This is a genomic window from Cribrihabitans marinus, assembly GCF_900109035.1.
Classification (GTDB): Bacteria; Pseudomonadota; Alphaproteobacteria; order Rhodobacterales; family Rhodobacteraceae; genus Cribrihabitans; species Cribrihabitans marinus.
Map to the genome: position 1 here is coordinate 46,004 of NZ_FNYD01000006.1, position 19,869 is coordinate 65,872.

Consider the following 19,869-nt stretch of genomic DNA (forward strand, 5'->3'; position numbering starts at 1 on the left):
TAGCCAAATCGCACCTGCTGGCAATGACCTCAGGCCTCGTCCGGTCCGCTGTTTGCAGCAGGCGTCCCCTCGTCGTCGGAATCGCGAAATACGCAGGCGGAACGGCAGCCATCTGCGGCAGCGGGCGTCGAAATCGCGTGAAATTCGCGCCACCTGGATCGGCGCCGATGAAGCCTTGCCGAGAAACACGAGGTCGCGACGGTCGGAAACGTCGCGAAGCCTGTTTTGGAGCGCGAACTCCTCGCACCCGCGCAGGCGATCACTTCGCTACAACCGAAAACCCTCGCTGTCGGTAACTCGGACGGCCAGAGCTTCTGACCGGCCGTGTCAGGCGATGATGTCGGGCGTCAGCCGGTCCTCGATCAGCGCGATCAGGTCCTTGAGCCGCAGTTTCCGCTGTTTCAGGCGCTTGATCGTCAACTGGTCGGACGTGCCTTTCTCCTGCAGCGCCTGGATCGCCTCGTCCAGGTCGCGGTGTTGACGTTTGAACACCTCAAGCTCCACCTTCAGCACGTCGTCGGTCTTCATGGACAGATCGGTTGGCGCATTCATGGCGGGTCTCTTCTTTTGTTGCTTTGGCGCAATGATACGACTTTCCGGTGATTCCGCCTAGACCTTGTGGCCGGCGCCTTTTCTCCCCATATTCGCCCTGTGCGGTTGCCGAAAAAGGGGCCGTGCGACCCGTCGCTTTGGCAAAAAAGGACGAATGAACGTGTCGAAACTCACATTGGGCTCTTACCCGCATCTGCTGGGATTCGAGCAACTGGAACGGCTTCTCGAACGCTCGGCCAAGTCCGGTAACGAGGGCTATCCCCCCTACAACATCGAACAGACCTCGGATCATTCCTATCGGATCACGCTGGCCGTGGCCGGGTTTGCCGAGGACGATCTGTCGATCACCGTCGAGGATCGCCAGCTGGTGATCCGCGGGCGCCAGCGCGACGACAGCGAGGGGCGCGTCTTTTTGCACCGGGGCATTGCCGCGCGGCAATTCCAACGCATGTTCGTATTGGCGGACGGAGTCGAGGTCGGCGAGGCGATCATGGAAAACGGTCTGCTGCATGTGGACCTGACCCGCGCCCGGCCCGAGACCGTGGTGCAGACGATCAACATCAAGAAGGGGTAAGCGATGCATACGCCGTTTGAATTCCAGGATGAGGGCAGCCGGATCGTCTATGTCAAGGCGGTTGAGGTCTCGGACCTGCCGGATGCCGTGCGCCAGCAGGTGGGCGATGTCGAGCAGCTCTATGCCGTGCATGACGCCGCGGGCCAGCAACTGGCGCTTGTGGCGGACCGCAAGCTGGCCTTCGTGCTGGCGCGCCAGCACGACTACGAGCCGGTGACGGTTCACTAGGCAAGATCAGGGTTCGGGCGATTGGCGTGGTTCGAGTTCGACTGGGTCGACGCCTTCTCGGCCCGCGCCTTCGGTGGCAACGGCTGCGCCGTGGTTCATGGCGGGGCCACGCTGCCGGATCGGACCTGCATGGATTTCGTGCGGGAGACCTCGTTGGTCGAATGCACGTTCACCGGCCCTTCGGAGACCGCCGATATCCGCGTGCGCTATTTCCTGGCCAGCCGGGAAATCCCCTTTGCCGGACATCCCACGCTTGCAACCGTCGCCGCGCTCAGGGCGCGGGGGCTTGTGCAGGGTGACAGCCTGACGCTCGAGACCGGCGCGGGGATCGTGCCGGTCCGGATCGACGGCGAGCGGATCGAGATGCGCCAGGTCGCGCCGGTCTTCGGACCCGAACTGCCGGTCGCGCTAGTGGCGGCAGCGATCAGCCTGCCGCCCGACGCGATCGCGCATTCGCCGCAGCGTGTGTCCACCGGCCTGCCCTTCTGCATCACCGTGCTGCGTGACCACGCGGCGTTGCGGGCCGCGCGGCTGGATGTCGAGGCGCTGCGGCGGCTGACCGCGGAACAGGGATATTCCGGCACAGATGTGGTCGAGCCTTTCCTGGTCACGCTTCGGGGCGCGACCGGCGAAGGCCACACGTTCTCGCGCCTGCTGCTGGCCCCGCCCAGCCCGCCCGAAGATCCGTTCACCGGCTCGGCCACCGGGGCGATGGCCGCGTATCTGTGGCGCAGGGGGCTGATGAGGGGCGACCGTTTCACCGCCGAGCAGGGCCACTGGATGGGGCGACCCGGCCAGGCACGGGTCACCCGTGTCGGCCCGCCCGAGGCCATGACCGGCATCCGCGTCGCGGGGCAGGGCCGTCTGCTGATGCGCGGCCAGGTCGACCTGCCGGGCTGACCGCGCCCAGGTCAGGCGCCGCCGTTCTTTTCGGGGATGACCTGCTGGGCGATGCCGGCGAATACCAGGTAGAGGCTGGTCACGACCAGCCCCCAATGCGCCCAGCTTTCGGGATCGAAATCGACCCAGGCGGCCCAGCCGGCGAAGAACGTCCAGGCAATCGCCATGGTCAGGTTCAGCGGCCGCCAGCGTTCGGTGCGCACGGGATGGATGAACTTGAGTGGCAGGAACATCGCCACGGCCAGCGCCGTGACCAATGCAAGGCTGACCCAGAAATTCGGCTGCAGCGCGAAGATCACCAGCACCAGCATGTTCCAGCACCCCGGAAAACCGGAAAAGGAGTTGTCCTTCGACTTCATCCGCGTGTCGGCGAAATACATCGCGCTGCCGAAGGTGATGACGATGATCGCGAACCAGCCCGTCCAGCCGTCCATCAGCCCGGACTGGAACAGTGCGAAGGCGGGAATGAACACATAGGTCAGGTAGTCGATGATCAGGTCGAGCAGCACACCGTCGAATTCCGGCGCCTGGGTCTTGACGTGGTAGCGCCGCGCCAGCGGGCCATCGAACCCGTCGACGATGAAGGCGACCACCAGCCAGACGAACATCAGGCTCCAGTTTTCCTCGGCCGCGGCCAGCATGGACAGCATGGCAAAGACCGCGCCGGTGGCGGTGAACAGATGGACGGCGATGGCGCGGGCATGAGGGGTCATCGGCTTGTCATGGACGAATTCGTCTCTGTCTGCAATCTGTTGGTCTTGCATGGGCATCAGGCCTTTGGATGGGCGCGGTTGTAGACCTCCATCAGGCGCGCGGCGTCGACGGCGGTATAGGCCTGGGTCGTCGACAGCGAGGCGTGGCCGAGAAGTTCCTGGATCGCGCGCAGATCGCCACCGGCGGCCAGCAGATGCGTGGCAAAGCTGTGGCGCATGGCGTGCGGTGTGGCCGAAGAGGGCAATCCAAGCTGCATCCGGGCTCGGGCCATCACGCCCTGTATCGCCCGCGGGTTCAACGCCCCGCCGCGGACGCCGCGGAACAGCGGCGCCGCCGGTTCGGACGGGTAGGGGCACAGGCGCAGATAGGTCGCGACCGCATCGCGGGCCGGCGCGATCACCGGCACGACCCGCTCCTTGCCGCCCTTGCCGAGAATGCGCAACGTGGCGGGCAGCGGCGCGTCTGATCCGGTCAGCCCCAGCGCCTCGGAAATCCGCAGCCCGCAACCATAAAGCAGCGTGACCACGGCCACGTCGCGCGCCGCGACCCAGCCCTCGCGCGCCTGCATCTCGACCGTGTCGATCATCGCGCGGGCGGCATCTTCGGCCAGCGGGCGCGGCAGCTTCTTCTGGAACTTGGGCGCGCGGGTGGACAGCACCGCCGTCGGCTCGAACCCTTCGCGTTCGGCCAGCCAGCGGTAGAAGCTCTTGACCGCCGACAGCTTGCGCGCCAGCGACCGCGCTCCGACGCCGCCGCCGCGCAACTGCGCCATCCAGGCGCGCATTTCCGACACGGAAATCCGCTCCAGCGCCTTCAGGCCCTGGCTCTGGCCGTGATGCAGGGTCATGAAGGACAGGAACTCGGTGACGTCGCCGCGATAGGCCTCGATGGTGTTCTCGGCATGCCCGTCCAGCGCCTTTTGCGCCTGCAGCCAGTGCTGAAGCGCATCGCGGCAGGCGGGCGAGACCAGGCTCATCTGAGCCAGTGGCGCATCGCTCGTTCGAAGACGCCGGTGAAGAATGTCAGAAGGTCGGTGCCCTGCTGGGGCGAGAACTGGTGCGGATCCTCGGACCCCAGCGCCAGCATCCCGGGCAGGCGGCCGTTCCCGAGATCGAGCCGCAAGCAGGCCTCGGACCGGATCCACTCCGCCCGGTCGCCATAGATCCGCCGCGCACCGCGCCGCAGCTGGCGCAGGGTAACCGGCCGGGGCGTGGCCTCGGGGGACTGGCCCAGATGGGCGGAGATGAATCCGGGCTCGGCCAGGGTCAGAACGTCGCTCATCCGCTTCACGGCGGGGTCGTCTTCGTTCTGGACGGTTTCCAGAAGCAGGGTGATCGCGTCCACGCGCAGGATCTCGGCCACTTCGCTGCCGAGGTTGCGCAGAAACCCCTCGAACTCGGTGGGGTCCAGCATGCGCAGGATGGCGCGGTGCACCTGGTTGGTTCCGGCCAGGTTCTCGTAGGCGGCGGCAATGACCGAGCGATGCGTGTCCTCGAGCCGGTCCAGCCGCGCCTCGAGCCGTTCCATCGCAATGCCGCGCAGGTCGATCACATTGGCGCCCAGCGCCTGTTCGTTCGCGGCGACCAGCGCGTTCATCACGTCGGTGTCGTCCAGAATCACGTCCGGACGCTTGAGAATCGTCTGGCGCAGGCTGTCATCCAGTTTCGGGCTGCTGCTCATGAGGGCCTCTTTTTGTGTTGGAGGCGCTTATATCATGTGATCCAGCCGATGCCTCGGGAAAATCCTCGGCCCCGTCAAAAAATCCCCGGAGCTGTTGGGAATCAGGCACTTGGGCGCGATGGCGTCTCGCGAGCGGGCCAAGGCTCCGGTCCGGTTCGCGCTTGAGTGATGCAGTTCACTGAAGCCGCCGCGCGAGCGTGATAGCCATGTGCATCCGCTCAACACGGGTGGATCGCAAGGGCCGGGGAATCGAGTGCCGGCCGTTCAGACAGAAGCAATTGCCGGACCGCCCAACGCGGGCGCCAACGGCAACCCGGGGCGGGTCTCCTGAAGCAACCGCCCCGTAACTCCGGGGGACGGAGTGGATCGGGCGTGGCCGGGGGGCACGCCCGATCCCGATCCTACAGGATCTTCTGGCCGGTCTTGGCCCAATCCGACAGGAACGCCTCGAGCCCCTTGTCGGTCAGCGGGTGATCGGCCAGCTTCTTGATGACGCCCGGCGGCGCGGTGATTACGTCTGCCCCGATCCGCGCGCAATCGCTCACGTGGTTCACGCTGCGGATCGACGCCGCCAGGATCTGCGTCTCGAACCCGAAATTGTCATAGATGGTGCGGATATCGGCGATCAGGTCCATGCCGTCGAGATGGATGTCGTCCAACCGCCCGATGAAGGGCGATATGAAGGTCGCGCCCGCCTTGGCCGCCAGCAGCGCCTGGTTCGCGGAGAAGCACAGGGTGACATTCACCATCCGCCCCTCGTCGGTGAGCGTCTTGCAGGTCTTGAGCCCGGCCCAGGTCAGCGGCACCTTGACCGCGATATTGGGCGCGATTTCGGCCAGCTTGCGCCCTTCGGCGATCATGTCGTCGGCCTCGGTTGCCACCACCTCGGCCGAGACCGGGCCCTCTACCAGGTCGCAGATCTCCTTGGTCACGTCCAGGATGTCGCGCCCGGACTTGAGGATCAGCGAGGGGTTCGTGGTCACTCCGTCCACCATGCCCAGGTCGTTCAACTCGGCGATGGCGTCGATCTCGGCGGTGTCTACGAAGAATTTCATCGGTGCGTCCTTTGATGGGTTGGCCTCTGTTGCGCTTGCGTTTACCCCATAGAGGCCCGCGCATAAAGCCCCGAGGCAGGGATTTCGTTAGCGCAAACAGAAGCAGCCACATTCCGAGGTTCGAAACGTGAGCGAAAGCGGCTTTTTCGAAGAGGGATCCCGGGTCGGCGTGTTGACGACGCAGCCGCTGGATCGTCTTCTCGACTACCGCGCGCCCGAGGGCGGATGTTTCGAGGGAGCCTTTGTCGAGGTGCCGCTGGGTCCGCGCAAGGTGCTGGGTGTCGTCTGGGCGCCGGGGCAGGGCGATTTCGACGCGGCCAAGCTCCGCTCGGTGATCCGGGTCCTGGACGTGGCGCCCATGCGCGAGGAGATGCGCAGCTTCCTGGCCCGCGCCGCCGACTACACGCTGACGCCGATGCCCGCGATGCTGCGGCTGGCCACCCGCGCGCCCGGCCTGGGCGATCCGCCCTCGATGCGCAAGATCTACCGGCTGGGCGACGGGGTGCCCGACAGGATGACCGACGCGCGCACCCGGGTGCTGGGGGTGCTGCGCGACTATGGCGGGCTGGCCTTCACGCTCAAGGAACTGGCCGAGATGGCGGGGGTCACTTCGTCGGTGATCAAGGGGCTGGTCAAGCAGGGCGCGGTGCGCGAGGAGGACAGCCCGCGCGATCTTCCCTTCCCGCGGCTTGACCCCGACCGCCCCGGCAAGGCGCTGACCGAGGATCAGGCCGCGGCCGCCGCCCGGCTGCGCGACGGGCTGCGCGGTGGCGGCTATGGCACCACACTGCTCAAGGGCGTGACCGGATCGGGCAAGACCGAGGTCTACCTGGAGGCGGTGGTCGAGGCCCTGCGCCTGGGCCGGCAGGCTCTGGTGCTGCTGCCCGAGATCGCGCTGACCGCCGAGTTCCTGACCCGCGTCGAGGCGCGGTTCGGCGCGCGCCCCGCCGAATGGCACTCGGGCGCCACCATGACCGAGCGCCGCCGCATCTGGCGGATGGTCGGGCAGGGCGAGGCGCAGCTGGTCGTCGGCGCACGCTCGGCCCTGTTCCTGCCGTTCCGCGATCTCGGGCTGGTCATTGTCGACGAGGAACACGACACCTCCTACAAGCAGGAAGATGGCGTGCTCTACAATGCCCGCGACATGGCGGTGCTGCGCGCGGCGACCTGCGGGGCGCGGGTGGTGCTGGCCAGCGCCACGCCGTCGCTGGAAACCTGGGCCAATGCCGAGGCCGGCAAATACGAGCGTCTGGACCTGGTCGCACGCTTCGGCGACGCGGTGCTGCCCGAGATGCGCACCATCGACATGCGGGCCGAGGCGATGCAGTCGGGCAGCTGGATCTCGCCCAGCCTGCGCCGCGCGGTCCAGGCACGGCTGGGCAAGGGCGAACAGGCGCTTTTGTTCATCAACCGCCGGGGATACGCCCCTGTCACGCTCTGCCGCGCCTGCGGCCAGCAGATCGGCTGCGAGCATTGCGACGCGCGCATGGTCGAGCACCGCTTCCTGAAACGGCTGATGTGCCACCAATGCGGCGAGACACGGCCGATCCCCGACACCTGCCCCTCCTGCGGGGCCGAGGACCGGCTGGCCCCGGTCGGCCCGGGCATCGAGCGGCTGGCCGAAGAAGCGGCGGCGGCCTTTCCCGACGCGCGCATCGCCGCGCTCAGTTCCGACCTCTTCGGCTCGGCCCGCGCGCTGAAAGAGCGGATCGCCGAGATCGCCGAGGGCGGGGCCGATATCGTGATCGGCACGCAGCTGGTCGCCAAGGGGCACAATTTTCCCAACCTCACACTGGTCGGGGTGATCGACGCCGATCTCGGCCTTCAGGGCTCGGACCTGCGCGCCGCCGAGCGGACGTTCCAGCTGATGCGCCAGGTCGCGGGCCGGGCCGGGCGGGCCGCCAAGGCCGGGCAGGCGCTGCTGCAGACATTTCAGCCCGAACACCCGGTGATCCGCGCCATCCTGTCGGGCGACGAGGAGGGGTTCTGGAAGGCCGAGGCGGCCGGCCGGCAGGCCGCCGGCATGCCGCCCTATGGCCGGATGGCGGGCATCATCCTGTCGGGGCCCGAGGCGGGTCCGGTCTTTGATCTCGGCAACATGCTGGCGCGCAACGACGCGCCCCTGCGCCGCGTGAACGCCCAGGTCTTCGGCCCGGCGCCCGCGCCCATCGCGCGGATCCGCGGGCGGCACCGGGTGCGCCTTCTGGTCAAGGCGCCCAAGGGGGCGGCCCTGCAGGAGGCGCTGGCCCAGTGGATCGCGCCGCTGCGCCTCAAGGGTGACCTGCGCCTGAACGTGGACATCGACCCGCAGAGCTTTTTCTGAGCGTTCCCTGCACCGGCGCAGAGCCGCTGTGCACGGGCATCTTGGCCCTCGCCAATGCGTGGCAATCGGCGTAAGGGATGACCATGCGGAAACCGTTTCCCATAGGTGAGGCGCGGAACCTGCCGTTCTGGCGCAGACCCATCACGCTCTTGTTCGTGATGGCGATGACCATGCCCATCGCCTTCAATGCCTGGAGCGCGCTTCTCAACAACTTCGTCATCGAGGTGGCGGATTTCGACGGCGCCGATATCGGCTTGCTGCACACCGTGCGCGAGATCCCCGGCTTTCTGGCGGTCGGCGTGATCGCGGTGATCCTGATCGTGCGCGAGCAGGTGCTGGCGATGATCTCGCTCATGCTGCTGGGGGTATCCACCGCCGTGACGGCCTGGTTCCCCAGCCTGGGCGGGCTGCTGATGGTCACGTTCTTCAGCTCGGTGGGTTTTCACTACTACGAGACCGTCAACCAGTCGCTGCAGCTGCAATGGCTGCCCAAGCTGCGCGCGCCGCAGATCCTGGGCTGGCTGGTGGCCACCGGCTCGGCCGCGACGCTGGTGGTCTACGGGCTGATCGTGCTGACCTGGGACCGGTTCGAGCTCAGCTACAACACAGTCTTCCTGGCCTCGGGCGGCATCGCGGCGGCGCTGGCGCTATTCTGCCTGCTGGCCTATCCGCAATTCGAGGCGCCAACACCGCAGACCAAGCGGCTGATCCTGCGCCGCCGATACTGGCTCTACTATGCGCTGCAATTCATGGCCGGTGCGCGGCGGCAGATCTTCATCGTCTTCGCGGGCTTCATGATGGTCGAGAAATTCGGCTTCGACGTGCACCAGCTTACCGGCCTCTACCTCATCAACCTGGTGATCAACATGACCGTCGCGCCGATGCTGGGCGCGGCCGTGGGCCGGTTCGGCGAGCGGCGGACGTTGATCTTCGAGTATATCGGGCTGGCCGTCGTGTTCGCCGCCTATGGCGGGATCTATACGTTCGGCTGGGGCGTGGCGCTGGCGGCGACACTTTATGTCATCGACCATATCCTGTTCGCGCTGGCCCTGGCGTTGAAGACCTATTTCCAGAAGATCGCCGACCCCGCCGACATCGCCCCGACCGCGGCCGTGGCGTTTACCATCAACCATATCGCGGCGGTCTTCCTGCCGGTGCTGCTGGGTCTGCTCTGGGTCATCTCGCCCGCCGCGGTCTTTGCACTGGCCGCCGGCATGGCGCTGATCTCGCTGGCGCTTGCGCTGCTGATCCCGCGCCATCCCGAACCGGGTCACGAGACCATCCTGACGCGCGTGATGCCCGCGCCGGCCGAGTGAAGCGGCATGGCTGACGCGGCGCAGATCCGGGGGCGGTTCCTCGACGGGTCCACGATGGGCCATGTCGTGCGCATGACGATGACCGGGGCGATGGGGATCACCTTCGTCTTCGTGGTCGATGCCGCCAACCTGTTCTGGATCGGACTTCTGGGGGACCCGCAGCTGATGGCGGCCCTGGGCTTCGCCTTTGCGATCCAGTTCTTCTCGGTCTCCTCGGGCGTCGGGCTGATGATCGCCTCGACCGCGCTGATCTCGCGCAGCATCGGCGCGGGCGACCGGGCGAGTGCGCGGCAGCAGGCCACGGCGGCGGCGCTGATCGCGGCGGCTGCGCAGTTCACCATCGCCGGCCTGATCGTCCTCTTTCGCCACGAGATCCTGCGCCTGTCCGGCGCGACGGGGGACACCGCCGCGCTGGCCGCGCGCTACCTTGCGGTCACGCTGCCATCGCTGGGGATCATGGCCGTGGGCCTGATCGCCAATGGCGCACTGCGGGCCGAGGGCGACGGGCGCAGGTCCATGCAGGTGACCCTGCTGTCTGGTCTGGTGGCGATGGTTCTGGACCCGCTCCTGATCTACGGGCTGGGCTGGGGGCTCGACGGCGCGGCGGCGGGGCTGGTGATCTTTCGCTGCGTGATGACTGCGATGGCGCTGCGCTATGCCATCGGGGTCCACGATCTGATGGCCCGGCCGGAGCTCGGTGCGCTGCGCCGCGTGATGCGCCCCTACCTGGCCATCGCGCTGCCGGCGGTTCTGACGCAGCTGGCGACGCCTTCGGGAAACTACCTGCTGACGCGCGCGATGGCCGGGTTTGGCGACGACGCGATGGCGGGTTGGGCGGTGGTCGGCCGGCTGACCGTGGTGGCCTTTGGCGGCATCTTCTCGCTGGCCGGGGCGATCGGCGGCATCTTCGGGCAGAATTTCGGCGCCTGCGCCTATGACCGGGTCGAACGCACGTTCCGCGATGCGCTGCTCTTCGGGCTGCTCTACGCGCTGGCGACCTGGGCGCTGCTGGCGCTGTCGGGCCCCTCGGTCGTGGTAGCATTCGGGCTCACGGGGCTGGCGGCTGAGGTCGTCCTGTCCTTCACGCGGATCGGCGCGGGTGCCTTCGTTTTCGCCTCGGCGCTCTTCGTGTCCAACGCGGCCTTCAACGCGCTGGGGCGCCCGGCGCGCTCGACCGGCCTGAACTGGTTTCGCGACGGTATAATCACGCTGCCGCTGGCGCTGTGGGTTTCCGCCCATTTCGGCGCCGTTGGCGTGATCTATGCACAGGCACTTGCCGGGGCGCTGATGGGCATGGTCGCAGCCGCCTGGTGCTGGCGCTTCGTGCATGCGTTGCGGCGCCGCGCGGTGCCGCCGCTTGACCTCGCACCGGCGCGGTCCTACGCCCATGCCGACCGATTCAGGAGACGCTGATGCCCACCTATACCGCCCTCACGACGCTGTCAGACAAGGCGCAGGCCGAAGCGCTGGGCGAGGCGATGGAGCGCCTGGATCCCGCGCCCACCGGCGTCGGGGTGTTCGAGATGGAGGACGGCTCGGGCCTGTGGGAGGTCGGCGGCTATTTCACCGAACCGCCCGACGAGGTGGCGCTGGCGCTGCTGGTCGGCGCGTTCTCGGCCCGTCCCTTTGTGGTCTCGGAGCTTCCGGAAACCGATTGGGTCGCGCATGTGCGCCGGGAACTGGCGCCTGTCCGCGCCGGGCGGTTCTATGTCTACGGCAGCCATGACGCCGACAAGGTGCCCGAAGATGCCGTGCCCCTGCTGATCGAGGCGGCGATGGCCTTCGGCACGGGCCATCACGGCACCACGCTGGGCTGCCTGAACGCGCTTGATCGGCTGGTCGAGGACGGGTTCGAGCCGCGCAGCATCGCCGATATCGGTTGCGGCACGGCGGTTCTGGCCATGGCCGCCGCGCGGATCTGGCCGGTGGACATCGTGGCCAGCGACATCGACAGCGTGGCGGTCGAGGTGGCCGAGGCCAACCTGGCCGCAAACGGCCTGTCGGGCGCGGTGCGCTGTGTCGAGGCCGCCGGTTTCGACCACCCGCACCTGGCGGAGCATGCGCCCTATGACCTGATCTTCGCCAACATCCTCAAGGGCCCGCTGGTGGCGCTTGCACCGGATCTGTGCGCCCGTTTGCGCCCCGGGGGACATGCGATTCTGTCGGGGATTCTCAATGAACAGGCCGACGAGGTCATCGCGGTTTATGCGCACAACGGAACCAATCTTGTCCAGATTGACAGGATTGGTGACTGGTCAACGCTGCATCTTCGCAAAAAAACCGCAATTTAACCGTGTTTTATTGGGTTTCGAGGCACTGGGCTTTGTTTTGCCCAATTTTCGCCGTAGCTTTTCTTAATGATTTTGTGGGGACGAGTATTTGGAGGCTGCCATGGTTGATCAAAGCCATGCCCAATTCGACCGGCGCATTGCCGGTCTGACAAAGAAGCATCAGGCGATGTCGCGCGGCTATTCCGCCCGGCTGCGTCCCGATGGTCTTATCGTGGTCAAGCCGCGCCGGAAACGGCTTGCGGTCTCTCCCAAGGCCTTCATCATGTTCGCAGCGGCATTCTTTGCCTTCAAGGGCTTTCTGCTGGCGAGCCTGGGAACGACCACCTATGAGCAGCGCCTGGAACGCCTCGACGCCGGCACCAGTGTCGAGCGCGCCGGCGCCTGGGTGATGCAGGTCGACCCGCTCAGCCAGTTCCTGGCCCAGAAACTGGGCACACTGCTGCGCTAGGATCGCCGGACCGGATCAAAAAAGCGCCGCGTGAGGGATCACGCGGCGCTTTTTGTTGTGAGTGGCGGTCTTCCGGTCAGCGGATGCTGAAATCCTCGGCGACCAGTTCGATGTCGCCGCGGCACATGCCGATATCGTCGAGTTCGCGATCGGTCAGCGACGCCAGGGCGTTGCGGGTCATGCGTGCGTCGTTCCAGGCGACGAGCTTGCCGATCGTGTAGGTGTAAAGGGCGCTGATACGGCCGGCGGGGCCGAACGAGCCAGCGGTGGTGCGGGAGAAATCCAGTGCAGCCATATCTGTGTCCTCAGGTCTTTGCGCGTCGATGCGTCTGGTGTCGGTCCAGCGCATCTAGAAGCGCGCCATGCACCGCACAAGCAGCAATTTTCTCATACGTGCCATGCGATTTCTGCAAGGGTCCGAAACGCTGAAATCCCTTTGAAACAAAGGTGATAGCGGCGGCCAAATCGCGTCGTTTTCGGTCCTGGACGGTGTCGTTTTCAGGCCGGATGTCGCCGGCGGACAATGGAGAGTCGCAACTGTTGTGAAGTCAATTCGCTTGGATAATGTTCGCCTTTCGTGCTATTCCGTGAAAAAAGTTTCAAAACACGAGCGGGATCGGGGCGGCACATGCGGATTCTGGGCATTGATCCGGGGTTGAGAACCCTGGGATGGGGCGTCATCGAATCGCAGGGAAGTCGCCTGGCCCACGTCGCCAACGGCCTGTGCAAGTCGGGCACCGGCGATCTGGCGGCGCGGCTTCTGACTTTGCATGAGCAGCTGACCGAGGTCATCGCCCGGCATGCCCCCGAGGCGGCTGCGATCGAACAGACCTTCGTGAACAAGGACGGGGCCGGCACGCTCAAGCTGGGCCAGGCGCGCGGCGTGGCGCTGCTGGCGCTGGCGCAGGCCGGGCTGGAGGTCGGGGAATACGCGCCGAACCGCGTCAAGAAGACCATCGTCGGCGCGGGCCATGCCGACAAGGCGCAGATCCTCTATATGGTGCGGCTACAATTGCCGGGGTGCGAGCCGGCCGGGCCGGATGCCGCCGACGCGCTGGCCATCGCCATGTGCCACGCCCATTTCGGCGGCCGCGCCGCGCCGGAACTGCGCGAGGTGAGGGCATGATCGGCAAGCTGACCGGCCGTATCGACTACCGGGCGGGCGATCACGTCCTGATCGACGTGCGCGGCGTCGGCTATCTGGTGTTCTGTTCCGAGCGCACCCTAGCCGCCCTGCCGGGGGTCGGCGAGGCCGTGACGCTCTATACCGACCTGCTGGTGCGCGAAGACCTGATGCAGCTCTATGGCTTCACCTCGCTGGCCGAGAAGGAGTGGCACCGGCTGCTGTGCTCGGTGCAGGGGGTGGGGGCCAAGGTCTCGCTGGCGATCCTGGGGGCATTGGGCCCGGATGGCGTGAGCCGCGCGATCGCGCTGGGCGACTGGGCCAGCGTGAAGGCCGCCAAGGGCGTCGGTCCGAAAACCGCGCAGCGCATCGTGCTCGACCTCAAGGACAAGGCGCCCGGCGTGATGGCGATGGGCGGCACCATCACGCGGGCGCAGGACGCGAGCGCCGATGACGTGGTGGAACCCGCGCCCACGCCGGACCGGCCGCGGGCCGCCCCGGCCGCCGGGCAGGGGGACACCACCGCGCAGGCGGATGCGCTGTCCGCGCTGGGCAATCTGGGCTATGGCCCGGGCGATGCCGCCGCCGCCGTCGCCCGCGCCGCCGGCGAGGATCCCGGCGCCGGCACGACGGAGCTGATCCGCGCCGCACTGAAACTGCTGGCGCCGAAAGGGTAGCGTGACGAGATGACCGACGCCGATCCCACACTCCGCCCCGAGCCGCTGCCCGAGGACAACGATCGCGCCTTGCGGCCCCAGGCGCTGGACGAGTTCATCGGCCAGGCCGAGGCGCGCGCCAATCTGCGCGTGTTCGTGCAATCCGCGCGCCAGAGGGGCGAGGCGATGGACCACACGCTGTTCCATGGCCCCCCCGGCCTGGGCAAGACCACCCTGGCGCAGATCATGGCCCGCGAGTTGGGTGTGAATTTCCGCATGACCTCGGGCCCGGTCCTGGCCAGGGCGGGCGACCTGGCCGCGATCCTGACCAATCTCGAGGCCCGCGATGTGCTGTTCATCGACGAGATCCACCGCCTGAACCCGGCGGTCGAGGAGGTGCTCTATCCCGCGATGGAGGATTTCGAGCTGGATCTGGTGATCGGCGAAGGCCCCGCCGCGCGCACCGTGCGGATCGAGTTGCAGCCCTTCACGCTGGTCGGCGCGACCACGCGCATGGGCCTGCTGACCACGCCCCTGCGCGACCGGTTCGGCATCCCGACCCGCCTGCATTTCTACGAGATCGACGAGTTGCACGAGATCGTCACCCGCAACGCCCGCAAGCTGGGCGCGCCCGCCGATCCCGCCGGTGCGCGCGAGATCGCCCGCCGCGCCCGCGGCACACCGCGGATCGCCGGTCGGCTGCTGCGCCGGGTGGTGGATTTCGCTGTGGTCGAGGGGGACGGGCGGGTCAGCCTGGAACTGGCCGACCGGGCGCTGACGCGGCTCGGGGTGGACCAGCTGGGACTGGACGGTGCCGACAGGCGCTATCTGCAGTTGATCGCCGAGAACTATGCCGGCGGCCCGGTGGGCATCGAGACCATGTCCGCGGCGCTGAGCGAAAGCCGCGACGCGCTGGAGGAAGTGATCGAGCCATACCTGCTGCAGCAGGGCCTGATCCAGCGCACCCCGCGCGGCCGGATGCTGGCGCAGAAGGCCTGGGATCACCTGGGCCTGCCGAAACCGAAGGGGCAGAGCGATTTGTTCGGTTGATGGATCCAGTCCACCCGCCTTGGCCCGCATTGTTTCTTTGTTCCTCGGCAGTTTTATCGGTACTACGACAAATACCTGCCAGCAGTTGTATCGTATGCAAGGCGTCTGCTAAAGAAACGAAGATGTTTTCGAAGGGTTCTGTCATGTTGTCCGAAGAAGTCGAAGCACTGTTTACGCGCGAAAATGGCGATTTTGTCTTTGCGCGTTGGGGGCGGCCTCTGGCGCCGATGGCCGTGGGTGTGACAGATGATTCACTGGCGGTGATCAAGGGCGCATTCGAAGCCGTCACCGCTGTTGCCGGGCACGAGATGGTTGATGCCGACCCCGAACTCGGGTCGAATTGCATTTTCTTCTTCTTTCAAGATTGGGCGGAGATGCGCGATGTGCCCGAACTCGATCGAGTTATGCCTGACCTGGAAGGCTTGATCGGTCGGCTTGAAGAGGCCAAAGCGAACCAGTACAGAGCCTTCCGCTTCGACGAGAAGGGTGCGATCCTGGCGGCATACATATTCCTCAAGATGGATGCCCAGCTATCGGATGTGCCTGCGGACGTCCTCTCCCTCAGTCAAGTCGCGCAAACAATTCTGTGTTGGTCGGACACTGCATTTCAGGACCGTTCCCCTCTGGCCACAGCCGATGGCGTCACGATTCTCCGTCCAGATGTCAGCAAGCTCATTCGTGCCGCCTACGACCCAGCGCTTCCGAACGCATCCCGTGACCCGTCGCTGGCGCTGCGGCTTCACGCGCGGATGGAGATGGAGCCGGCCGAAAACGCTCAATGAAACACCGCTTCCCGGTCCGGGTCTATTACGAAGACACCGACATGGGCGGGATCGTGTATCATGCCAACTACCTCCGCTTCATCGAACGCGCCCGGTCCGACTGGGTGCGCAGGCTGGGCAATGACCAGAATGCCATGCGCGACGCCGGAATCGTCTGGGTCGTGCGTCGGATCGAGGCCGAGTATCTTTCGGCCGCGAAATTCGAGGATGAACTGATCATCGAGACCGAGATGACCGCGGTGTCGGGCGCGCGCCTGACGATGGTGCAGAAGGTGCTGCGCGGCGACGTGCCGGTGTTTGCCGCCACTGTGACGGCGGTCTGCATGAACGCGGCCGGCAAGCCTGTGCGCCTTCCGGCAGAGATTCGCGCATTGATACAATAAATCGTGCGTCACAGGCGGTTCTGTTGGCATTCGGCCCGGAACTGCGCTAGCGTTCGCCGCAACAAGACCGGGATACCCGGCGACACGGCGGATAAAGAGCAGGTTCATGGAAGCAGAAACCCTGGCGCTGGCGCAGGAGATCGATTTTTCGATGTGGGGGCTCTTTGCCCGCGCCACGCTGATCGTCAAACTCGTCATGTTGATGCTGATCGCGGCCTCGATCTGGGCCTGGGCGATCATCATCCAGAAAATCATCAACTACAGGGCCGCGCGGCGCGAAGCGTCGCGGTTCGACCGCGCCTTCTGGTCGGGCGAGCCGCTGGACGAACTGTTCGACCAGATCGGCCCGCAGCCCGAGGGCAGTTCGCAGAAGATATTCGCCTCGGGCATGATCGAGTGGCGCCGGTCGCACCGCACCGACGGGGCGCTGATCGCCGGCGCCCAGGCGCGGATCGACCGGTCGATGGACGTGGCCATCGCGAAGGAGGCCGAGACCCTGCAGAAAGGGCTGCCGGTGCTGGCGACTGTTGGATCAACCGCGCCCTTCGTGGGGCTGTTCGGCACGGTCTGGGGCATCATGAACGCCTTCATCGAAATTGCCGAGCAGCAGAACACCAACCTGGCCGTCGTGGCGCCGGGCATCGCCGAGGCGCTGTTGGCCACCGGCCTGGGCCTTCTTGCTGCGATCCCGGCGGTGATCTTCTACAACAAGCTGAGTGCGGACAGCGACCGGATCGTCGGCGGCTACGAGGCCTTCGCCGACGAGTTCTCGACCATCCTGTCGCGCCAGCTGGACAGCTGAGCCATGGGGGCCGCGATTCAGAATGGCGGCGGCGGCAGCAACCGCCGGCGCGGCCGGCGCCGGGGCGGGCGGGCGCAGCCGATGGCCGAGATCAACGTCACGCCCTTCGTGGACGTGATGCTGGTGCTGCTGATCATCTTCATGGTCGCAGCCCCACTCCTGACCGTTGGCGTTCCGGTCGAACTGCCCAAGACCGCCGCCAGCGCCTTGCCGACCGACAGCGAGGAGCCGCTGACCGTGACGCTGACCGCCGAGGGCGGGGTGCAGATCCAGACCACCGAGGTGGAGCGCGACCAACTCGTGCCCAAGCTGCGCGCCATCGCTGCCGAGCGCAGCGGCGACCGGGTGTTCCTGCGCGCCGATGGCGGGATCCCCTATGCGCAGGTGATGCAGGTGATGGGTGCGCTCAATGCCGGCGGGTTCTCGAATGTGGGACTGGTGACCGACACCGGCGGGCCGACGCTGGACACGGGCGGAGAGTGAGGCAACGGTTTGCAGACCGGCACCAAGATTTCGGCGATTGCCCATGCGACCCTGATCGGATGGGCCGTGTTCGGCGGGACATTCCGGTCCGAGCCGTTGCCGTTCGAGGTGCAGGATGTCTCGATCATCAGTTCCGAGGAGTTCGCCGCGCTCAGCGCCCCGCGTGAGGCGCCCGAGGTGGTGACCCGACCCGAGGAGCCCACCGAACCCGAAGCGCAGCCGCAGGACGTGGTCGTGCCGGAGCCCGACACGCCCGAGCCTGAGGCACCGCAACCCGAACCGGTGCCCGCGCCCGCGCCGGATCCGGTGCCCGAGGCCGTGCCCGAGACGCCGGAACCCGAGGTGCCGGACGATACCCCCACACTGGTCCAACCCGAGCCGGAGGTCGCGGTGCCGGCGCCCCCTGCCGACGAGCGGCCCAAGCCGCGCCCCGTGGACCGCGTCGCGCCCGTGCCGGTGGCCCGGCCCGACCCCGACACGCGCCCCGACGAGGTTGAAAGCCCTGCCGTGACCGAGGATGACGGCGCCGAAACCCCGCAAGAGCCGAGCGAGGCCACCGCGCCCGAAGAAGCGACCGACCAGATCGTGACCGAGGCGACCGAGACCGACGAGGCCGCCCCGCTGCGCTCGCCACGCCCGCCCGCGCGCCGGCCCTCGCCGCCGGAGGTGGCCGAGGCGCCGGTCGAGACACCAACCGGGACTCCGACCGAAGAGACACCTCGCTCCGACACCCCGCCGGCGACCGAAGACGCGGTTCAGGACGCACTGGCCGAGGCTCTGGGCGGCGAGAGCACGGCACCCGCGCCCACCGGCCCGCCCCTGACAGGCGGCGAGAAGGAGGGGCTGCGCGTGGCCGTCTCGCGCTGCTGGAACGTGGGCTCGCTGTCGACCGATGCGCTGGGCACAACCGTCGTGGTCGGCGTCGACATGAACCAGGACGGCACGCCGGTTGTCAGTTCGATCCGGATGCTCGACAGCCAGAACGGCTCGGACTCGGCAGCAAGACAGGCCTTCGAAGCGGCGCGCCGTGCTATCATCCGGTGCGGTGCCAGCGGATACGACCTGCCGGTCGAGAAATACGGCCAGTGGCAGACCATCGAAATGACGTTCAACCCCGAGAGGATGCGGATCAAATGAAGCGACTTCTGACCAGCCTCTTCCTAGGTCTCGCGCTGATCGCGGCGCCGGCCCTGGCCCAGAACCAGCCCCTGCGGATCATCATCGACGAGGGGGTGATCGAACCGCTGCCCTACGCGGTGCCTGATTTCGTGCCCGACACGCCGGCCGCGGCGGAATACGCGGCGAACCTGTCGCGTGTCATCGCCTCGGACCTGAGTGGCACCGGGCTGTTTCGCGAGATCGGCAAGGAGGCCTATATCAGCCAGGTCACCAGTTTCGACGCGCCGGTGCAATTCGCCGACTGGAAGGCGATCAACGCCCAGGCCCTGATCACCGGCGCGGTCAGCGTTTCGGGCCAGCGGCTGACCGTGCGGTTCCGGGTGTGGGACGTATTCGCCGGCACCGAGCTGGGCAACGGGCTGCAGTTTGCCGGCACCACGGACGGCTGGCGGCGCATGGCGCACAAAGTGGCCGATCAGGTCTATGGCCGGATCACCGGCGAGGGTCCGTATTTCGACAGCCGCGTGGTGTTCGTGTCGGAAAGCGGGCCCAAGAACGACCGCAAGAAACGGCTTGCGATCATGGATTACGACGGTGCCAACCTGCAATACCTGACCGACAGTTCCAGTATCGTGCTGGCGCCGCGCTTCTCGCCCACCGGCGACCGGGTACTCTATACCAGCTACGAAGGCGGCTTCCCGCGTATCCATGTGCTGGACGTGGGCCGTGTCGAGCGCCGTGTGCTGCAGAGCCAGGAGGGCACGATGAGCTTTTCGCCCCGCTTCTCGCCGGACGGGCGCACGGTGCTCTATTCGGTGTCTCAGGGCGGTAACACCGATCTCCATTCGATGGATATCGCCAGCGGCCAGACCCGCCAGCTCACCGAAGCCCCCTCGATCGAGACTGCGCCCAGCTATGCCCCCGACGGCAGCCGCATCGTCTTCGAGAGCGATCGCTCGGGCAGCCCGCAGCTCTATATCATGCCCGCCGGCGGCGGCGAGGCCGAGCGGATCAGTTTCGGCCAGGGCCGCTATGGCACCCCGGTCTGGTCGCCGCGCGGCGACCTGATCGCGTTCACCAAGCAGAACAAGGGCCGGTTCCATATCGGCGTGATGCGCACCGATGGCAGCGAGGAGCGGCTGCTGACCGCCTCGTTCCTGGACGAGGGGCCGACCTGGGCGCCCAATGGCCGGGTCATCATGTTCACCCGCGAATCCCAGGGCGCCGAGGGGCGCGCATCGCTCTATTCCGTTGACATCACCGGCCGCAACCTGCGCCCGGTGCGCACACCCGATGGCGCCAGCGACCCGTCCTGGTCGCCGCTCCTGGACTGACACTAGCGTGAGCGGCCGTGCCGGCCGCGTTCACATGACCCGGGCCCTGTGGTAAA

The 19,869-nt window shown here is 66.8% G+C and carries 23 protein-coding genes; 17 read left to right on the forward strand and 6 right to left on the reverse strand.

Annotated features, from left to right (window positions below; genetic code table 11):
* Positions 1–327 precede the first annotated feature (327 nt).
* Complete coding sequence (locus BMX57_RS11140) at positions 328–552, reverse strand: YdcH family protein (RefSeq protein WP_092366648.1); 225 nt, start codon at positions 550–552, stop codon at positions 328–330.
* Positions 553–712: 160 nt separating this feature from the next.
* Between BMX57_RS11140 and BMX57_RS11145 the strand changes: the two genes are divergently transcribed.
* From BMX57_RS11145 to BMX57_RS11155, 3 genes are read left to right on the forward strand one after another with little or no spacing between them, the layout of a single operon-like run.
* Positions 713–1,126, forward strand: coding sequence for an Hsp20 family protein (locus BMX57_RS11145; RefSeq protein WP_092367192.1), 414 nt, complete (start codon positions 713–715; stop codon positions 1,124–1,126).
* Positions 1,127–1,129: 3 nt separating this feature from the next.
* Positions 1,130–1,354 (forward strand): DUF1150 family protein, encoded by a 225-nt coding sequence (locus BMX57_RS11150; RefSeq protein ID WP_092366650.1) that lies wholly within the window; start codon positions 1,130–1,132, stop codon positions 1,352–1,354.
* 21 nt (positions 1,355–1,375) lie between these two features.
* The gene (locus BMX57_RS11155) at positions 1,376–2,254 is read left to right on the forward strand and encodes a PhzF family phenazine biosynthesis protein (RefSeq protein WP_092366653.1); all 879 of its coding nucleotides are present in this window, start codon (positions 1,376–1,378) and stop codon (positions 2,252–2,254) included.
* An 11-nt stretch (positions 2,255–2,265) separates the two neighbouring features.
* Here BMX57_RS11155 and BMX57_RS11160 read toward each other — a convergent pair whose 3' ends face one another.
* The 4 genes from BMX57_RS11160 to fsa all read right to left on the reverse strand — a co-directional run bounded on the left by BMX57_RS11160 (position 2,266) and on the right by fsa (position 5,703).
* Entirely contained in the window at positions 2,266–2,967 is a 702-nt protein-coding gene (locus tag BMX57_RS11160) for a CDP-alcohol phosphatidyltransferase family protein (protein ID WP_092367195.1), read from the reverse strand.
* A 56-nt stretch (positions 2,968–3,023) separates the two neighbouring features.
* Positions 3,024–3,944 (reverse strand): tyrosine recombinase XerC, encoded by a 921-nt coding sequence (locus BMX57_RS11165; RefSeq protein ID WP_092366656.1) that lies wholly within the window; start codon positions 3,942–3,944, stop codon positions 3,024–3,026.
* Positions 3,941–4,648, reverse strand: a complete 708-nt coding sequence (locus tag BMX57_RS11170) for a DUF484 family protein (protein WP_092366659.1) — start codon at positions 4,646–4,648, stop codon at positions 3,941–3,943. The genes BMX57_RS11165 and BMX57_RS11170 overlap by 4 nt, the downstream gene beginning before the upstream one ends.
* Before the next feature lie 401 nt (positions 4,649–5,049).
* Complete coding sequence (gene fsa / locus BMX57_RS11175; RefSeq protein WP_092366662.1) at positions 5,050–5,703, reverse strand: fructose-6-phosphate aldolase; 654 nt, start codon at positions 5,701–5,703, stop codon at positions 5,050–5,052.
* 127 nt (positions 5,704–5,830) lie between these two features.
* Between fsa and BMX57_RS11180 the strand changes: the two genes are divergently transcribed.
* The 5 genes from BMX57_RS11180 to BMX57_RS11200 all read left to right on the forward strand — a co-directional run bounded on the left by BMX57_RS11180 (position 5,831) and on the right by BMX57_RS11200 (position 12,081).
* Complete coding sequence (locus BMX57_RS11180) at positions 5,831–8,026, forward strand: primosomal protein N' (protein ID WP_092366665.1); 2,196 nt, start codon at positions 5,831–5,833, stop codon at positions 8,024–8,026.
* 83 nt (positions 8,027–8,109) lie between these two features.
* Positions 8,110–9,342, forward strand: a complete 1,233-nt coding sequence (locus tag BMX57_RS11185; RefSeq protein WP_092367198.1) for an MFS transporter — start codon at positions 8,110–8,112, stop codon at positions 9,340–9,342.
* A gap of 6 nt (positions 9,343–9,348) precedes the next feature.
* The gene (locus BMX57_RS11190) at positions 9,349–10,755 is read left to right on the forward strand and encodes an MATE family efflux transporter (RefSeq protein ID WP_229724236.1); all 1,407 of its coding nucleotides are present in this window, start codon (positions 9,349–9,351) and stop codon (positions 10,753–10,755) included.
* Entirely contained in the window at positions 10,755–11,633 is an 879-nt protein-coding gene (locus tag BMX57_RS11195) for a 50S ribosomal protein L11 methyltransferase (protein ID WP_092366668.1), read from the forward strand. The genes BMX57_RS11190 and BMX57_RS11195 overlap by 1 nt, the downstream gene beginning before the upstream one ends.
* A gap of 100 nt (positions 11,634–11,733) precedes the next feature.
* Positions 11,734–12,081 carry a hypothetical protein gene (locus BMX57_RS11200; protein WP_092366671.1) on the forward strand — a complete coding sequence of 116 codons (348 nt, stop codon included), beginning with the start codon at positions 11,734–11,736 and terminating at the stop codon, positions 12,079–12,081.
* 76 nt (positions 12,082–12,157) lie between these two features.
* On the opposite strand, the gene BMX57_RS11205 is transcribed toward BMX57_RS11200, so the two are convergent.
* Positions 12,158–12,376, reverse strand: coding sequence for a DUF1127 domain-containing protein (locus BMX57_RS11205; RefSeq protein ID WP_092366674.1), 219 nt, complete (start codon positions 12,374–12,376; stop codon positions 12,158–12,160).
* 333 nt (positions 12,377–12,709) lie between these two features.
* Here BMX57_RS11205 and ruvC point away from each other — a divergent pair, with 333 nt between their 5' ends.
* The 9 genes from ruvC (at position 12,710) to tolB (ending at position 19,813) form a co-directional block, all read left to right on the forward strand.
* The gene (gene ruvC, locus BMX57_RS11210; RefSeq protein ID WP_092366676.1) at positions 12,710–13,207 is read left to right on the forward strand and encodes a crossover junction endodeoxyribonuclease RuvC; all 498 of its coding nucleotides are present in this window, start codon (positions 12,710–12,712) and stop codon (positions 13,205–13,207) included.
* The gene (gene ruvA / locus BMX57_RS11215) at positions 13,204–13,881 is read left to right on the forward strand and encodes a Holliday junction branch migration protein RuvA (protein WP_092366679.1); all 678 of its coding nucleotides are present in this window, start codon (positions 13,204–13,206) and stop codon (positions 13,879–13,881) included. Before ruvC ends, ruvA begins: the two co-directional genes overlap by 4 nt.
* A gap of 9 nt (positions 13,882–13,890) precedes the next feature.
* A complete protein-coding gene (ruvB, locus tag BMX57_RS11220; RefSeq protein WP_092366682.1) occupies positions 13,891–14,910 on the forward strand; it encodes a Holliday junction branch migration DNA helicase RuvB in 1,020 nt (339 codons plus the stop codon).
* A gap of 143 nt (positions 14,911–15,053) precedes the next feature.
* Entirely contained in the window at positions 15,054–15,692 is a 639-nt protein-coding gene (locus BMX57_RS11225; RefSeq protein ID WP_177175445.1) for a hypothetical protein, read from the forward strand.
* Positions 15,689–16,075, forward strand: coding sequence for a tol-pal system-associated acyl-CoA thioesterase (gene ybgC / locus BMX57_RS11230; RefSeq protein WP_092366688.1), 387 nt, complete (start codon positions 15,689–15,691; stop codon positions 16,073–16,075). The genes BMX57_RS11225 and ybgC overlap by 4 nt, the downstream gene beginning before the upstream one ends.
* A gap of 106 nt (positions 16,076–16,181) precedes the next feature.
* Complete coding sequence (tolQ, locus tag BMX57_RS11235) at positions 16,182–16,877, forward strand: protein TolQ (protein WP_092366691.1); 696 nt, start codon at positions 16,182–16,184, stop codon at positions 16,875–16,877.
* Between the two features lie 3 nt (positions 16,878–16,880).
* The gene (gene tolR / locus BMX57_RS11240; RefSeq protein WP_092366694.1) at positions 16,881–17,360 is read left to right on the forward strand and encodes a protein TolR; all 480 of its coding nucleotides are present in this window, start codon (positions 16,881–16,883) and stop codon (positions 17,358–17,360) included.
* Between the two features lie 9 nt (positions 17,361–17,369).
* Positions 17,370–18,497, forward strand: a complete 1,128-nt coding sequence (locus BMX57_RS11245; protein WP_092366697.1) for an energy transducer TonB — start codon at positions 17,370–17,372, stop codon at positions 18,495–18,497.
* Positions 18,494–19,813, forward strand: a complete 1,320-nt coding sequence (gene tolB, locus BMX57_RS11250; RefSeq protein ID WP_092366700.1) for a Tol-Pal system beta propeller repeat protein TolB — start codon at positions 18,494–18,496, stop codon at positions 19,811–19,813. The genes BMX57_RS11245 and tolB overlap by 4 nt, the downstream gene beginning before the upstream one ends.
* Positions 19,814–19,869 lie beyond the last annotated feature (56 nt).

Coding starts and splice junctions, on each gene's coding strand:
- BMX57_RS11195 (WP_092366668.1), top strand. CDS start 10,755: ATGCCCACCTATACCGCCCTCACGACGCTGTCAGACAAGGCGCAGGCC.
- tolQ (WP_092366691.1), top strand. CDS start 16,182: ATGGAAGCAGAAACCCTGGCGCTGGCGCAGGAGATCGATTTTTCGATG.
- BMX57_RS11170 (WP_092366659.1), bottom strand. CDS start 4,648: ATGAGCAGCAGCCCGAAACTGGATGACAGCCTGCGCCAGACGATTCTC.
- tolB (WP_092366700.1), top strand. CDS start 18,494: ATGAAGCGACTTCTGACCAGCCTCTTCCTAGGTCTCGCGCTGATCGCG.
- BMX57_RS11165 (WP_092366656.1), bottom strand. CDS start 3,944: ATGAGCCTGGTCTCGCCCGCCTGCCGCGATGCGCTTCAGCACTGGCTG.
- BMX57_RS11200 (WP_092366671.1), top strand. CDS start 11,734: ATGGTTGATCAAAGCCATGCCCAATTCGACCGGCGCATTGCCGGTCTG.
- ruvC (WP_092366676.1), top strand. CDS start 12,710: ATGCGGATTCTGGGCATTGATCCGGGGTTGAGAACCCTGGGATGGGGC.
- BMX57_RS11190 (WP_229724236.1), top strand. CDS start 9,349: ATGGCTGACGCGGCGCAGATCCGGGGGCGGTTCCTCGACGGGTCCACG.
- BMX57_RS11205 (WP_092366674.1), bottom strand. CDS start 12,376: ATGGCTGCACTGGATTTCTCCCGCACCACCGCTGGCTCGTTCGGCCCC.
- BMX57_RS11150 (WP_092366650.1), top strand. CDS start 1,130: ATGCATACGCCGTTTGAATTCCAGGATGAGGGCAGCCGGATCGTCTAT.
- BMX57_RS11225 (WP_177175445.1), top strand. CDS start 15,054: ATGTTGTCCGAAGAAGTCGAAGCACTGTTTACGCGCGAAAATGGCGAT.
- ruvB (WP_092366682.1), top strand. CDS start 13,891: ATGACCGACGCCGATCCCACACTCCGCCCCGAGCCGCTGCCCGAGGAC.
- fsa (WP_092366662.1), bottom strand. CDS start 5,703: ATGAAATTCTTCGTAGACACCGCCGAGATCGACGCCATCGCCGAGTTG.
- ruvA (WP_092366679.1), top strand. CDS start 13,204: ATGATCGGCAAGCTGACCGGCCGTATCGACTACCGGGCGGGCGATCAC.
- ybgC (WP_092366688.1), top strand. CDS start 15,689: ATGAAACACCGCTTCCCGGTCCGGGTCTATTACGAAGACACCGACATG.
- tolR (WP_092366694.1), top strand. CDS start 16,881: ATGGGGGCCGCGATTCAGAATGGCGGCGGCGGCAGCAACCGCCGGCGC.
- BMX57_RS11185 (WP_092367198.1), top strand. CDS start 8,110: ATGCGGAAACCGTTTCCCATAGGTGAGGCGCGGAACCTGCCGTTCTGG.
- BMX57_RS11160 (WP_092367195.1), bottom strand. CDS start 2,967: ATGACCCCTCATGCCCGCGCCATCGCCGTCCATCTGTTCACCGCCACC.
- BMX57_RS11140 (WP_092366648.1), bottom strand. CDS start 552: ATGAATGCGCCAACCGATCTGTCCATGAAGACCGACGACGTGCTGAAG.